The sequence below is a fragment of the Parafannyhessea umbonata genome, from assembly GCF_012844235.1.
In the GTDB taxonomy this organism is placed as follows: domain Bacteria; phylum Actinomycetota; class Coriobacteriia; order Coriobacteriales; family Atopobiaceae; genus Parafannyhessea.
The window spans coordinates 197,708-211,976 of sequence record NZ_JABAGR010000001.1 but is presented as its reverse complement, the minus strand read 5'-3'; the positions used below and the strand labels follow the sequence as shown (position 1 = coordinate 211,976).

General features: G+C 64.2%; 10 protein-coding genes. 3 read left to right on the top strand and 7 right to left on the bottom strand.

Annotated features, from left to right (window positions below; all coding sequences use genetic code 11):
- The first annotated feature begins 27 nt into the window (after positions 1–27).
- Positions 28–1,833: an ABC transporter ATP-binding protein gene (locus tag HF885_RS00880; RefSeq protein ID WP_170103095.1), complete on the top strand. Its 1,806-nt coding sequence runs from the start codon at positions 28–30 to the stop codon at positions 1,831–1,833.
- A 161-nt stretch (positions 1,834–1,994) separates the two neighbouring features.
- Here the strand turns inward: HF885_RS00880 and HF885_RS00875 are convergent, their stop codons facing one another.
- From HF885_RS00875 to HF885_RS00865, 3 genes are all read right to left on the bottom strand, one after another.
- Entirely contained in the window at positions 1,995–3,896 is a 1,902-nt protein-coding gene (locus tag HF885_RS00875; RefSeq protein ID WP_170103094.1) for a carbon starvation protein A, read from the bottom strand.
- 347 nt (positions 3,897–4,243) lie between these two features.
- A complete protein-coding gene (locus tag HF885_RS00870) occupies positions 4,244–5,248 on the bottom strand; it encodes an amidohydrolase family protein (protein ID WP_170103093.1) in 1,005 nt (334 codons plus the stop codon).
- On the bottom strand, positions 5,232–5,429 hold the full coding sequence (locus HF885_RS00865) for a hypothetical protein (RefSeq protein ID WP_170103092.1): 198 nt from the start codon (positions 5,427–5,429) through the stop codon (positions 5,232–5,234). Before HF885_RS00865 ends, HF885_RS00870 begins: the two co-directional genes overlap by 17 nt.
- 186 nt (positions 5,430–5,615) lie before the next feature.
- Here HF885_RS00865 and HF885_RS00860 point away from each other — a divergent pair, with 186 nt between their 5' ends.
- Positions 5,616–5,912 (top strand): twin-arginine translocase TatA/TatE family subunit, encoded by a 297-nt coding sequence (locus tag HF885_RS00860; RefSeq protein WP_206109710.1) that lies wholly within the window; start codon positions 5,616–5,618, stop codon positions 5,910–5,912.
- 107 nt (positions 5,913–6,019) lie between these two features.
- Here the strand turns inward: HF885_RS00860 and HF885_RS00855 are convergent, their stop codons facing one another.
- Together HF885_RS00855 and HF885_RS00850 are read right to left on the bottom strand one after the other, a co-directional pair.
- Positions 6,020–6,964 carry a LysR family transcriptional regulator gene (locus tag HF885_RS00855; RefSeq protein ID WP_170103091.1) on the bottom strand — a complete coding sequence of 315 codons (945 nt, stop codon included), beginning with the start codon at positions 6,962–6,964 and terminating at the stop codon, positions 6,020–6,022.
- Positions 6,965–7,076: 112 nt separating this feature from the next.
- Positions 7,077–8,912: an AAA family ATPase gene (locus tag HF885_RS00850; RefSeq protein WP_170103090.1), complete on the bottom strand. Its 1,836-nt coding sequence runs from the start codon at positions 8,910–8,912 to the stop codon at positions 7,077–7,079.
- Positions 8,913–9,042: 130 nt separating this feature from the next.
- Here HF885_RS00850 and HF885_RS00845 point away from each other — a divergent pair, with 130 nt between their 5' ends.
- Positions 9,043–10,089: an HNH endonuclease gene (locus tag HF885_RS00845; protein ID WP_170103089.1), complete on the top strand. Its 1,047-nt coding sequence runs from the start codon at positions 9,043–9,045 to the stop codon at positions 10,087–10,089.
- A 9-nt stretch (positions 10,090–10,098) separates the two neighbouring features.
- On the opposite strand, the gene HF885_RS00840 is transcribed toward HF885_RS00845, so the two are convergent.
- Both HF885_RS00840 and HF885_RS00835 read right to left on the bottom strand, forming a co-directional pair.
- Entirely contained in the window at positions 10,099–13,224 is a 3,126-nt protein-coding gene (locus HF885_RS00840) for a DUF3427 domain-containing protein (protein WP_170103088.1), read from the bottom strand.
- Between the two features lie 155 nt (positions 13,225–13,379).
- Positions 13,380–14,207 carry an alpha/beta fold hydrolase gene (locus tag HF885_RS00835; RefSeq protein ID WP_170103087.1) on the bottom strand — a complete coding sequence of 276 codons (828 nt, stop codon included), beginning with the start codon at positions 14,205–14,207 and terminating at the stop codon, positions 13,380–13,382.
- Positions 14,208–14,269 lie beyond the last annotated feature (62 nt).

The following is a 14,269-nucleotide window of genomic DNA, read 5'->3' as shown; positions in this document are numbered from 1 at the left end:
ATGCGCAACAAACGGAAAGGAACCACCTTGTCTCAACGAAACACCGCCCGCCTCGAGCGCTCGACGATGCGCCGGACCCTCTCTAGGTTCTGGGCCGTCACGCGCATGCAGCCCGGGATCGCGGCGCTCTCCGTCATAGCGAGCGCCGGCTACGTGCTCCTGCTCACCTTCGCGAACACCTACGTGATGGGCCTCGTGGTCGACCGCGTGCAGGCCTCCCCCGTGCCCGCCGACCGCGTGTTTTCCGTGTTCGGCCCGTACGTGCTCGCGCTGGTGCTCGTGAACCTCGTGGGCCAGGTGCTGTCGAAGCTGCAGGACTACACCGTGTACAAGCTCGAGATCAACGGCAACTACCACCTGTCGCGCCTGTGCTTCGACACGCTGGCCAACCAGTCGATGACGTTCCACACCAGCAACTTCGGCGGCGCGCTCGTGAGCCAGACCAGCCGCTTCACGAGCGGGTACAGCCAGCTTGTGGACGTGGTGGTCTTCTCGCTCATTCCCATGGTCACCTCCATCGCGGCCACCATCCTGTCGCTGGCGTGGCAGGTGCCCACGTTCGTGCTCATCCTCGTCGCGATGATGGTGGTGTACATCGCGTTCGTGTGGGTGATGTACAAGAGGATCCTGCCGCTTTCCGAGCGGACGTCGCAGGCGCAGAACCGCCTTTCCGGCGTGCTTTCAGATGCGGTCACCAACATCCTGGCCGTGAAGACGTGCGGGCGCGAGGACTTCGAGCGCGAGCTGTTTGACGCGGCGGACCGCGACGCCCGCAGCGCCGAGACCGTGAGCATGCGCGCCACCATGCGGCGCAACTTCGCGAGCTCCGGCATCATCGTGCTCATCATGGCCGTGGTGTCCGTGTTCATGGTGGGCGGGCACGCGTGGTTTGGCATCAGCGCAAGCACGCTCATCATGATGTTCACCTACACGTACAACCTGACGATGCGCCTTAACTACACCAGCTCGATGATGCAGCGCATCAACCGCGCCCTGGGCGACGCGGCCCAGATGACGCAGATCCTGGACGAGCCGCGCCTGGTGGAGGACGCACCGGACGCGCGCGAGCTTTCCGTGACGGACGGCGCCATCGACTTCGAGCACCTGGGGTTCCGCTACCACGACGCCGCGGCGGACGACCGCGTGTTTGACGACCTGACGCTGCACATTCCCGCCGGGCAGCGCGTTGGCCTGGTAGGCCGCTCCGGATCGGGCAAGACCACGCTGACGAAGCTCCTGCTGCGCCTGGACGACGTGCAGGACGGCCGCGTGCTGGTGGACGGGCAGGACATAAGCCGCTGCACCCAGCAGAGCCTGCGCCGTCAGATCGCGTACGTGCCGCAGGAGGCGCTGCTGTTCCACCGCAGCATCCGCGAGAACATCGCCTACGGGCGCCCGGACGCCACGGAGGGGCAGATTCGCGAGGCCGCGCGCCAGGCAAACGCGCTGGAGTTCATCGACCGGCTGCCGCAGGGCATGGACACCATGGTGGGCGAGCGCGGCGTGAAGCTCTCTGGCGGGCAGCGCCAGCGCATCGCGATCGCGCGCGCCATCCTGACGGACGCGCCGATCCTGGTGCTGGACGAGGCGACGTCCGCGCTGGACTCCGAGTCCGAGGCGCTGGTGCAGCAGGCCCTGGAGCGCCTGATGCACGGGCGCACGTCCATCGTCGTGGCGCACAGGCTCTCGACCGTGGCGTCGCTCGACCGCATCGTGGTGCTGTCCAACGGCAGGATCGTGGAGGACGGCACGCACGCGGAGCTCAGCCGCGCCGGCGGCGAGTACGAGCGCCTGTGGGACCGCCAGACCGGCGGCTTCCTGGAGGGCGAGTAGCGCCCGCGGCCCGCAGGCGCCCGGCGGGCACGCCCGCGCCGGCGCCGCGACAATGAGTTGCCTAAAGGAGAAGAGCCGGCATCCGGTTGGATGTCGGCTCTTCTCGTCTTACGTATATATATGTGCGCGCGGGGATGGGCGCACGATGCGTGGCATGTAGGCTACGCCTGGGCCTGGGCGACCTTCGCGTCGGAGGCAGCGGACTCGGACTCGGCAGCCACGACGTTCTTGCGGCCGAGCTCGGACCACTCGGGCTCCTCGTCTGCCATGGAGCCGGCCTTGACGGTGAAGAACTCCTTCAGGCAGTTGTAGGCGACGATGACGCCGAGGACCACGAGCAGGACTGCGACGACGAGCTGCAGGCCCTTGGTGAGGAGCACCGGGGCGGCAGCGGTGGTCGCGGTCGCGGGGATGGTGCCGAACAGGCCGTAGGTGGCCACGGCGGTCCAGCAGCTGGCGATGCTCATGACAAGGGAGGTGAAGGTGCAGCAGAGCAGGAAGGCGACGGGGACGTACAGCATCCAGCCCTTGCGGCCAGTGACCTTGCAGAACACGGCGAGGGTGATCATGGTCATGCCGCCGAGCAGCTGGTTGGACGCGCCGAAGAGCGGCCAGATGTTGAGGTAGCCGCCGAAGCAGAGGACAAGACCGACGAGCAGGGAGACGGCGGTGGAGAACCAGACGTTCGTCATGACCTTGCGGACGCCGGTGACCTTCTCGGTGGTCTGGGCGGCGGCGTCGTTGGAGTTGAAGAAGAACTCCTGGAAGCTGCTGCGGGCGATGCGGGCGACCGCGTCGAGCGAGGTGAGGGCGAGGGCGGAGACGTTCATGGTCATGAAGACGGTCGCGACGGTGTTGTTGACGCCGATGGTCTCCATGCCGCGGGCGATGCCGGCCGCGAAGATCTGGAACGGGGTGGAGGCGACGCCTGCGTTGAGGGCACCGGTGCCGGCGGTGTTCATGTCACCGAACATGATGCCGGCGGTGACGATGGCGATGACGCCGACGAAGGACTCGAGCACCATGGCGCCGAAGCCGACGGGAAGCATATCGGTCTCGTTGGAGACCTGCTTGGAGGAGGTGCCGGAGGAGACGAGGCTGTGGAAGCCGGAGAGGGCGCCACAGGCGACGGAGACGAACATGAGCGGGAACAGGTAGCTGCCGCCGGCGGCGAGCTTTGCCATGGTGGCGCTGCTCGCGACCATGGGGGCGGTCATGGTTGCCTTGCCCTGGACGGCCAGCGCGAAGATGCCGAACACGGCGCAGACGATCATGGTGACCATCATGATGGTAGTGAGGTAGTCACGCGGCTGCTTGAGGGTCTGGATGGGCATGGCGCTCGCAAAGACGAGGTAGACCATCACGATGGCGATCCAGCCGTTGATGTCGAGGTACAGGGGGAACTGCATGCCGACGGCGAACATGATGACGATGGACGCGACGGCAACGGCGAACTCCTGCCAGCCCTTGAGGTCGAAGCGCTTGCGCAGCCAGCCGAAGGCGATGGCGACGAAGGTGAACAGGATGGAGATGGTGCCGGCGCAGCCGGAGGCGTAGGACTTGGTGAAGTCGACGGCGCCGGAGGCGGCGGGGGTGAACTTGAAGGTGCCTGCGACCATGGAGGTGAACGCGGCGATCACGATGGTGCAGAACAGCCAGCTGAACAGCAGGAAGAGGCGGCGGCCCGTCTTGCCAATGTACTTCTCGATGAGCTGGCCCAGCGACTTGCCGTTGTTCTTGACGGAGGCGTACAGCGCCCCGAAGTCATGCACGGCGCCGAAGAAGATGCCGCCGACGAGGACCCACAGCAGGACCGGCAGCCAGCCGAACATCATCGCGACGATGGTGCCGGTGACGGGGCCCGCGCCGCAGATCGAGCTGAACTGGTGCGCGAACACGGAGAAGCGCGTGGCAGGAGAGAAGTCCCGGCCATCCTCCATGCGGCGGGCGGGCGTAATGGCCTGGGGATCGACGCCCCAGCTCTTGGCCAGCCATCGACCGTAGACGACGTAGCCGCAGACGAGCGCCACGGCTGCAACCAGTATTACCAGCATTCCGTTCATGTGAAGCTCCCTCCGAGGTTCAAACAAAAAGCGGGGCCACTTGGTGGTTTCCAAGCGGCCCCGCAGAAAGACGCCAGCCGCCCGCATGACCGCGGGTCGGCTACACCGACTCGCGGCTAGATAATAATGATTGCCTCTGCTAGCGTGCTGACGCCCATGTTCGAATCTCCTATACCGGGTGCGCCGTATGCGCACCTCCCTTGCGGTACGGCGCCCATGATGGCCCTCTGGAAGCCGGTAGGTGGCCAGATATTTCAAGCGGTAACATGCGGTTAACGAAATGTATGCAATGCAGAAACGGGCAAACGGTTGGTTTTTGTCGCCAAACGATAAATTGAACACCTAGTTTAAAGCGATACCTGCGTAAACCCGTAAAGGCTTGCCGCGTTCTGCCACGCCGCACCCTCGATGGACCTTGCGTGCGGACCACAGAACAGTGCCTCCGCCTTGCGCAGCGCTAGTGACGCCGGAGTGTACGGCCAGTCGCTCCCGTACAGCAGGTGGGTGGGGTCCGCCACCTTGAGCAGCGCGTCGAGCATGACGGGCTCCGCGTCTCCCGCAAGGTCGAAGTACAGGCTGCGCACGGCGCCAAGGACATCCACGTTGGACATCATGGCCGCCGGCACGAGCACGCGCGAGATGCCGTCCATGCGATGCGCCACCTCTGGCACAAACGCGCCACAGTGCGGAACGACCCACCGCACGTTGGGATAGCGGTCGAGCGTGCCCTCGGTCACCAGGTTGAGCACGGCGCGCGTGGTGTCCGCCAGAAACTCGAACAGGGGCGCATGGCGCGCCGCGAACTGCCCCGCCGGCACGGCCGCGGGCTTGGTGGGATGGATCGTCACGACGGCATGTCGCGCGTCCAGGTACGCCATGAGCGGGTCGAGGGCGGGATCCCCAAGGTAGGTGCCGCACGCGTTTGTGGGAACCTTCACGCCAAGCGCACCAGGCAGCACAAGCGCGCGGCGCGCCTCCCGGATGGACGCCGCGACATCGGGCAGTGGCAGCACCGCCGCAAAGCCGCGGCATGCGGCGTGGTCCGCGCACAGACCGGACATGTAGTCGTTCAGGGCTCGGCAAAGCTCTGCGGAAGCGGCGTCGTCACCCCAGTTGACGTGGGGCGATGATATCGAGAAGAGCGAGAAGCCAATGTTTGTGCCCGCAGCGAAGGCGCGCGCGTCCTTCTCGTCCCACGAAGGCGTGGGAAAGCCGTCCTCGCGCGCGGGATCGATGCCCGCGCGGGCGAGCGCGGCCAGGTACGCCGGGGGCAGCACGTGCTGGTGAACGTCGAACAGCCGCGGGAGCTCGTGCGCGGCCGCGCACGCATGGCCGCTATCGCAGGTTGGCATCGGGGTATTCCTCCGCGATGTAGCGGAGCACCTCGTCCCACTGCTCGCGGGCGACCTTGTCGCGCACCTTCGCGCGGCTGGCCTTTGCCCACAGATACACGCTCCGGGGGCTCTCCCCCGCGTCGAGTCGGTCGCTTGCCAGGAAGAACGGGTCCTGGTCGTCGAAGAAGTCGTCTGCCATGTAACCACCCTGCCGTCGCGGTTGTGCCTGCATGCGACCACTATAGCAAGGCGCCGCGACGCGAATGTCGCACAGCCATCCATACATTTGTTGTATGACTCGCAAGAATACCTGTATTTTTACTTATGGTTCCGGGCGCCTACAGTGGAGTTCGCACAACAGTTACCCAAACATGGGAGGCACATCATGATCCTTGGAATGGCCGCACCCGAGCTTCTTGTCATCCTGCTTGTAACGCTCGTCATCTTTGGGCCCAAGAACCTGCCGAAGCTCGGCTCCGCCCTTGGCCAGACGGTCAAGAGCGTGCGCGAGGGCATGGAGGAGGGCGACGCGGCGGCGGCCGAGAAGGTCAGGAGCGAGGTCTCGGAGGCCTCCTCGGAAAACCAGGCCACTTCCGCGCATACCAAGGCCTGCCCGAGCTGCGGCGCCGAGGTCGACGCCGACGCGGCATTCTGCTCGCACTGCGGCGCCAAGTTAGACTAGCTCCCCCCAACATCAGGCACCACCCGCTCGACCCCCTACGACTCCGGGTTGGGCGGTCCCCTCTTACCGGGCCCGGCTCTCGCATCCGCGAGGCCGGGCCCCATGCGTTACCCATCCACGGCGCTGCCGTCGGCCGCTGCGCCCGCGTCGGCCTCGGCGGCATCGCCCGCGGCGTCGCCCGCGTACGCCGCCTCGAACATGCCCACGAAGCGCTCCGCCAAGGGCGACAGGTCCCTTCCCTTAGGCCACACCACGGCCATCCGCGTCACCAAAGAGTCCTCGTCCACGCGCTTCACCGTGGCGCCCTCAAGGTTCATCAGCTCCAGAAACGACTCCGGCACCAGGCCCACGCCCAGCCCCTTGCACGCCCACGCGCACGTGGTGCGGGCGTCGTCGTTCACGCACGCCACGAACTCCGGCAGCCCCGCCTGCGCAAACAGGCGCTCCAGGATCTTCTCGAACCTGCGATAGATCACGAGCGGCGCGGCCGAGAGCTCCTCCAGGTCCACCACGTCCGCGCGCTCGCCGCACGACATCCCGCGCGGGATCACGGCCACCATCGGCTCGGGGTCGGCGTAGCGGCACTCCAGCCCCTGCTCCGCAAACGGCGTACGCACCACGCCCAGCTCAACCACGCGACGGCGCAGCATCTCGAGCACCTCATACGTGTTGCCCTCGTTCAGCACCAGGCTCACGCGCGGGTAGTCCTCCGCCAGGGCCCGCATCCGTGCGTTCGGCACCTGCCCGCCCGAAGAGCTGATGATCCCTATGGCGAGCGTTCCCTCGCGCCCCAGGCCCACGTCCGCCACCTCGCGCGCCGCGGATTCCGTCAGCCCCAGGATCGTGGTCGCGCGGGCGTACAGCACGCGCCCCGCGTCCGTCAGGTCCACACCGCGCGGCCTGCGCACAAACAGCTTGACGCCCAGCTCCTTCTCCAGCGCGGACACCTCGTAGCTCAGCGGGGGCTGCGTGATGTTCAGGCGCTTCGCCGCCGTGGTGATCTTGCGCTCCTCCGCCACGGCCACAAAGTACTCCAGCTGCCTCAGGTTCACCGCATGCCTCCCGTCCGCGATATCCAATCTCTGTATAGCATACGCATGGGCGAGAAGAACGTACCGCCTTGGCAGCAAACCCCCACGTCAACGGCACAGCCGCGCGCCCCGGCTAGAACATGAGCGTCATGCCCGCGGGGGCTTCCTTGTCCACGGCGTCCGCCACGCCGTTCACGTCCGCGCGCAGCCACGCCGCCTCCCGCGCAGACGTCGCGGCGTCCGTGGCACGCGCCTGTGCCAGGCCCACGGCCTCCCTGCGCACCGCATCCGGAAACGCAAGGTAGCGCCTATAGCAGCTCAGCGCACGCACCACGTCACAGCTGCAGTACGCGGGGTCAAAGCTCGCACGCTCCTCAAGGCCGCGCAGCCCGCACACCTCCACACGCCCAAAGAACAGCGTGTCCAAGTACGTCCAGCCGTCGCGCATGCCAATGTCCGCAAAGCGCAGCAGTGCGCACACGTAGCCCAGCGTCTGCCTCATGTCCGGGTCGCGGTTCACGGCAAGGTAGCCGCTCACCGCCTCAAGCAGCAGCTCCGCCGCGTCCACGGACCTTGCGTCGCGCACGCGCCAGCGCTGGTAGTGCGCCAGGCGCCTGGCCAGAAGCTCGCGCCCCTCCGCCGTTGCGGCCGCGTCCGCCCAGCGCGCGCCGGCCATCGCGCCGTCCACGGCCGCAATCAGCCGCTCGTTCGGCTCGAACCTGCTTGCGCCGGCCTCCACGGCCACGTCGCCGGCCACGGGGTTGTCCTTCTCGCCCGCACCCGCCGTGCCGGCGGCATCGCCCGCGCCCAGCGCGCCGTCCGCGCCCTCCGCCACGTCCTCGTCAAAGCCAAACGCAAGGCACAGGCCGCCGTCCGCGTCCACGTCCAGCGTCGCCACGTTCACGGAGTCGTCCGCGTGCAGGCGCACGGTCGCCTCCGCCTCAAAGTGGTTTGCCACCTGGTCGATCCTGCGCGCGCCCAAGCCGCTCTCGTGCGCCTCGCGGGCGATCGCGTCCGCGGCCGCGTCAGAGATCCTGAACGCGCGGCCGGCGCCCAGCAGGTTGCTCACGCGACGCTCCAGGCTCCGCTCGGAACCCTTCACGATCTGCCGAAGGTTTGCGCACGTCAGCGCCGGCACGCACACCACCGCGCCAAAGCGCCCCACAAACTCCGGCATGAACCCCCAGCTCACCAGGTCCTGCAGGTTCATGCGCGCCCGCAGCTGGTCCGTGGTCAGAAGCCCCGGCGCCACAGAGCCCGCGCCCGCAAGCTCGAGCCCGCCGCTCAGCAGGCGCTTCCGCACGATGCCCTCGATCCCCATGAACGCGCCGGCAAACACGTTCAGCACGCGCCCCGCGTCCAGGGTCACCTCGCGCTGGCCCTGGGCCTCCGGCGCCAGCTCCAGCGTCCCGCCGTCCAAAAGCTTCAGGAAGTTCCCCTGGCTGTCAAAGCTCCGGCCGCCCTCGCGCGTCTTGCGAACCAGCTTGTCGGCCTCGTCCCAGAACGCGAGCACCGGGCGGCCGTCGTCCTTCTCCATCACGCCGGCCACGCGCCTCAGCTCGCTGCTCACGGAGTCGCCAACCCATCCGGCGCCCGTGATGCCAGAGCAGTCTATGCTCACCAGCTCAAGCCCCATGACCTTCGCGACCACCTTCATCACGAAGCTCTTGCCGCTCGCCGTGCTGCCCGAAAGCATGAACGCGCACGCGCGGGGCAGGTCCAGGTCGTCCACGCCGCGGGCGCGCATCTCCATGCGCTGCAGGCACGAGTACGTCAGTCCCACCACCTCGCGGAGCACGTCCTCCTGCCCCACCACATAGCGCCGGCACTGCGCGAGCACCTCGTCGCGAGGCCTCGCCAGTATCGCCTCGATTGCGTCAACCGCCCTGGCAGGGCCGTCCGCCCCGCCAAGGTCGCCTGCCCCGCCAAAGCCGCCCGCAGCCTCAGTCCCAAATCGCACGTCCGACATAGCACAAGCCTCCCAGCCCGGCGCACCCGCGCCGTCCAGGAAAGATTATGCCCTCATCACCGCATCCCAAGCGCCTCGCCCGGGCGAGAAGAGCCCGCCCCCTTGGTCGCAGGTGTAGTACTCTGTTCGCATGATAGATGAGCCCCTCATATATGACTGCGACGTGAACGCCCTTTCGCTCGAACGTGCAAGAGGTCTCGTCCCTCCAGAGTTCCTTCCGGCTTACCGGAGGTTAATCGATTACGAGGGGCGCCAGATCCCTCGTCTTCCGCGCGGAAGCGAGGAAATGGCACGTGGCCTCGATATAAAACTTGCATCACAGCGAGGCATTCACTCTCCCAACTACGACTCCCTGCCATCTGGCGGGGCAGGTAAGCGTAAGTACGCGCTGTCGGTCCACTCAGAAGGTCAAGCGTATTACGACGATAAAAATGTCATTACCCGCCCTGATGGGACATGGATTCTGGACTACAAAGCCCACCGCGCCGCTCCTGGCAAAAGGGAGACGGACCAGTCGACGAAATTCCTCATGAACAATTTGGAAGACGGCGTACCCGTTGGCGTCATGGTCCGCAGTGACTCTGGATACAACGTGCTGGGGCTCGCCTTCGTCGAGCAGTTCAATGCCGAGACCGACTCGTTTACGATACATGGACCCGTGAATGCCCAGACGGAAGCCGCCCATACGTTCTATCTCATCACGGAAGCCGATCTGAGCCCCAAGGAGAAGGAGGAGCTTAAGGACCTCAAGGCGCAGATATCCGCCGAGAGAGACGAGCGCGTTCGGAAGATTGTCAACACGGTGGCGAGACAACAGCAAGAGAGGTTCCGCAAGCAGCTGTTCGAGGCCTATCGCGGAGTCTGCCCTGTCACGCACGTAGATGTGCCAGAGGCACTGCAGGCGGCACATATCGATCGATACCGAGGCCCGCGTTCACAGGTCGTGAACAATGGCATTCTTCTACGTGCCGACATACACCGCCTCTACGACGACAACCTCCTATCCATCGAACCAGAGACCCATATCCTCCGAATCTCCGATCGCCTGCGCCGTTCCCCGTACCAAGACCTTGCAGACATGCGGCTTATAATGCCCACTGGCAAAGCAGCACCGGATGACGAGCTCCTCGACATGCACTTCAGACACTTCAAAGTCGCCGAACGCCTGGTCTCCTAGCAAATACGCCTAACTTGCGAGCCTGTTCGTCTTCCTCAGGAACTTCGTTGGCATGGGCCTCTCGAGATGCCAGACGATGTTCATCGGCTTCGAGCCTTCGTGCGAGACGTAGTCAACCATCCCCAGAAACGTGAACGGTGCCGTACCCGCAGCGTCCTTCTTATACTCCCTCACGAAGAGAAGGACCTTCGATCCATACTCCTCATGATGTATATAGCGCTGTCCCGTCTTGCTTGAATCACTCGTCGTGCTTTGGCTCTGCCAGTGGAAGAGACTCTCGCTGATCGAATAGTCCTCGTACATGGTCGACGGAGAGTAATCCCTCTCCGCTTTGTTCAACGTATTTATAAGGACGTCGCAGCGTTTTTCGGGCAACCATTTGACACCCTGCCTCACGACGCCCGGGTTCAGATAATCAAGGCCGACGAATATCTGGTCGCGTGAGTATTGGCAGTGGAGATCAAGGGGACAGTCAAAGCCAGGGTTCACCGGCTCGTCGATGAAATCGATGTGATCGAGGTTGAAGCGCAGGAGCTCGGTGATCTCCGCAAACATGGTCTCGTTTCTCAGAAGTCCCCTCAGATGCCCAATCGTCTCATCTCGGAGCTCGGACTCGGTCGCATTCGGCAGAAGCGTGATCTGGAGCATTCTCAGCCAGCTCATCTCCAGATCGTTAAAGTTGCTCTTTCCATCGGCAATCAGCGGCAGCGCTCGCAGCAGGAATGCAATCCAACGACGAGAGTCGATGGAGCAGATGTGCGCCAAGGCCTTTGTTAACAGCTCCTCGTCCGGATCGCGAAAGTCGTCTCTCACGCCCGCCTCCACACACAGGCGTGAGAAGCAGTACTTGCCGAATAGCATCTTGGGGTCGACGCCCGTTGACGCAAGAAAGTTGGAAAGCGTGAGATCGAGCCCCGTATCCTCAGTGAAGGTAGAGATTCGGCTCACAAGGCCAGACTTCACACCATAGGATTGGCTTACGTGCTTCAGGACGTACTCCGCCGCAACCTTCTCAAGATGTATGTAGCATCCCTTTGGCACAGACGAGAAGCCCTCTTTGATCTCCCTACTCATCGGCTTGTGCGTATTCGAAAGCAGGGCGGAGAACTTGGACTCGAAATCGTAGTGCTTGTTCTGCTGTCCAATGAAGTCCAAGACCGTAAGGCAATCCTTGCCCTCAGAGAGTCTGAGGCCTCGCCCGAGTTGCTGCAGGAAAACCGTGAGAGATTCCGTCGGGCGGAGGAACAGCACCGTATTGACCTCGGGGATATCAACTCCCTCGTTGTAGACGTCCACCGTGAAGACAAACTTGATATCACCTGCCGCGAGTTGCCGCTTCGCCGCGTTACGCCTGTCCTCTGGCGTCTGCCCCGTTACAGAGACGGACTTTATCCCATGGTCGTTGAACTGACTTGCCATGAAGTCGGCGTGCTTGACCGAGACGCAGAATCCGATGCCTCGCACGGACTCGATGCCTGTCACATACCTATCCAGCGACCGAATTATATGCTCAGCACGTCGCTTCGCCTGATGCTCCTGGTACACATACACGTCCTCGAGCTGAGAGGTCTCGTAGCCGCCGCGCGACCACTTCAGTCGACTCAGGTCGACCTCGTCCGTAACGCCAAAGTACTGGAACGGGCAGAGCAACTTCCGATCGATGGCCTCTGGCAGCCTAATCTCGGCGGCAATCCTGTTATCAAACCACGGCAGAACGCTCTTGCCGTCCATTCGCTCTGGGGTGCCCGTGAGGCCCAGCAGCACCATTGGCGAGAAGTGCTCCATTAGACGCTGGTACGATGGCGCGGGAGCATGATGAAACTCGTCCACCACAATGTAGTCGTAGTAGGACGGATCAAGCGACCCCGTTAGCCCCCTTGAGTTAATAGACTGCACCGATGCGAAAAGATGGTCTAGGCTCCCCGGTACGTAGGATCCAACAAGGAGGTCCCCGAAGTTCGCGTCACGAAGAACACTTCGGTAGGTCGCGAGAGCCTGCTTGAGGATCTCCTCGCGATGAGCCACGAACAGCATGCGCGCCCGTCTGCCGTCGTTGTAGCGAGCGCAGAACTCCCTATAGTCAAACGCCGATATTACCGTCTTTCCCGTGCCAGTCGCGGCAATAACAAGGTTTCGCCAGTGGTCACCAACCTCGCGCTCTGCACGAAGCCGATCGAGGATCTCGCGCTGGAACGGATACGGCCTCAGATCGAAGAAGTACACAAGGTCACTAGAGGTTTTCTCCCCACGCTCTCGCTTTACGGCCTCTACGAAGCGATCGTGCTGACTCCTATCGTAAGACTCGAAATCGTTTGACTCCCAATATGACTCGAACGTCGCACGTATCTTCGCCATCGTGTCAGGCAGCTCTCGCTGTGCGACCTTCACGTTCCACTCGAGCCCGCTCGTAATGGCTGGGTTAGAAAGATTGGACGAACCCACGTAAGCAGTCGTAAAGCCCGTCTTGCGATAGAACACATATGCCTTCGCGTGTAGGCGAGTGCCCCTAGTATCGTATGAGACCTTCACCTCAGCGTTGGGCAGCTCGCTAAGCTCGTCGATAGCCTTCACATCGGTCGCACCTATATATGACGTCGTGATGACCCTGAGCTTGCCGCCTTTTTCGGAGAACAGCCTCAGCTCTGGCAGAATGATGCGAAGTCCCGGCCACTTGATGAACGAGACCAGCATATCGATCCGATCCGCAGAGACGATCTCCTTCTTGAGCTCGGATCCCATCGATGGCTCGTGCCTAGCCCCGGTGAAGAGGGAGCTCTGCGCCATTGGAGTCTCCGGCCGAAGAATGTCGCGTTCGCTCCTCCCGCGAATCTCATGCACCGCCTTTGGGACAAGGGAGAGCAGCTGATGGGAATCGCCCACGAGATCGCCTGACGAATCCAGGGCGCCGATCATCTTATTTGCAAGTTGAATCTGGTTCTCGAGAGAATCCTTACCAGACTCGCTGATCCTTGCAAGGGCAGCCTCGGCGACCTCGGCCACGTACTCGGCAAGAATTTTTGGCGCTTCCGCCTCGTCGATCTTGCGAAGGTCGGAGACGAGCGCGTCCTTCTCTGACTCGAGCTCCTCTTTCAGTTCCCTGCTGATAGTTTGCTCGTAAAGACCCGGCTCTAGCATTCTGCCCCCATCCCTTGCGCCAATCTGCACCAGGATCGCGCACGAGCCTCCAGCGTGCAAATAAAAACTGAGAGCGGATGGCAAACGGCCAAGGCATGCGCGCTCTTCTCGCCGTGCGCGCGGTGGCGTATTCGGCGATGCGGGGCGCGTGGCGTCTAGCGAAGCCAGTCCTGGATCGCGGCGGCGACCTCGCCGGGGTAGTCGCGCACTCCGTTGTGGCCACCGGGCATGACGACGGGCGTCGCGCCAAGACCCTGGCACAGGAAGTCCAGGTTGCGCGCGTGGTAGGTGCCATCGCTCTGGCGGCCGATGCACAAGAGGACGGGCACGCCGGAGCCGCGGATGGCATCGCAATCCGGCACGTAGTCGAACGCCCAGGTCTCGCGTGAGAAGCTCGTCTGCAGGTTGCGCTCGCGATGCTCGAGCTCGCGCGCGGAGTACGGCACGACGGCCTCGCCGATGGACTCCCGCTGGGTGGTGAGGTAGAGCGCCGTGCTGGAGCGATGCCTTGCAAGTGCCTTGCGGGCGCGACCGATGTTGCCGAAGACCTCGTCGTCTGGGTCCAGGCCGCTGAAGATGGGAGGCTCCAGGGCCACCAGTCTGCGGAAGAGCCGCGGCTCGCGCTCGAGGAGCCGGAGCGCCACAACGGCGCCGAGGCTGTGCGCGACGACGTCTGCCCTGCCGCCCACCGCGCGGATCACGGATGCCAGGTCGCGCGCCTGCGCGTCGAGCGACCAGTCGCCGTCCAGCGCGTCCGTGCTTTTGCCACAGCCGCGGCGGTCATAGCGGACGGTGCGCCGCGCCGGCATGCACGTGGCGAGGCCGTCGTAAAAGCTGGAATCGACGCCCGCGCCGTGCACCAGCACCAGGGGAAGGCCTTCCGGCCGTGCCGGTACCTCGTCGCGCACGAACAGTCGGGCGGAGGGCCCATGCTCCCCCGTCACCCCAAGCAGCGTGTGCGCGTGTTCCGAACCCCGGGCCATGGCGAACCTCCCTCTTGCGCGGGTGCGTCTGCGCAGGACATGGTAGCACCGCGGTGCCGACC

Bases quoted from the DNA above. Each gene is read 5' to 3' on its own strand.
- HF885_RS00875 (WP_170103094.1), bottom strand. From the start codon at position 3,896: ATGAACGGAATGCTGGTAATACTGGTTGCAGCCGTGGCGCTCGTCTGC.
- HF885_RS00870 (WP_170103093.1), bottom strand. From the start codon at position 5,248: ATGCCAACCTGCGATAGCGGCCATGCGTGCGCGGCCGCGCACGAGCTC.
- HF885_RS00865 (WP_170103092.1), bottom strand. From the start codon at position 5,429: ATGGCAGACGACTTCTTCGACGACCAGGACCCGTTCTTCCTGGCAAGC.
- HF885_RS00860 (WP_206109710.1), top strand. From the start codon at position 5,616: ATGATCCTTGGAATGGCCGCACCCGAGCTTCTTGTCATCCTGCTTGTA.
- HF885_RS00850 (WP_170103090.1), bottom strand. From the start codon at position 8,912: ATGTCGGACGTGCGATTTGGGACTGAGGCTGCGGGCGGCTTTGGCGGG.
- HF885_RS00845 (WP_170103089.1), top strand. From the start codon at position 9,043: ATGATAGATGAGCCCCTCATATATGACTGCGACGTGAACGCCCTTTCG.
- HF885_RS00840 (WP_170103088.1), bottom strand. From the start codon at position 13,224: ATGCTAGAGCCGGGTCTTTACGAGCAAACTATCAGCAGGGAACTGAAA.
- HF885_RS00835 (WP_170103087.1), bottom strand. From the start codon at position 14,207: ATGGCCCGGGGTTCGGAACACGCGCACACGCTGCTTGGGGTGACGGGG.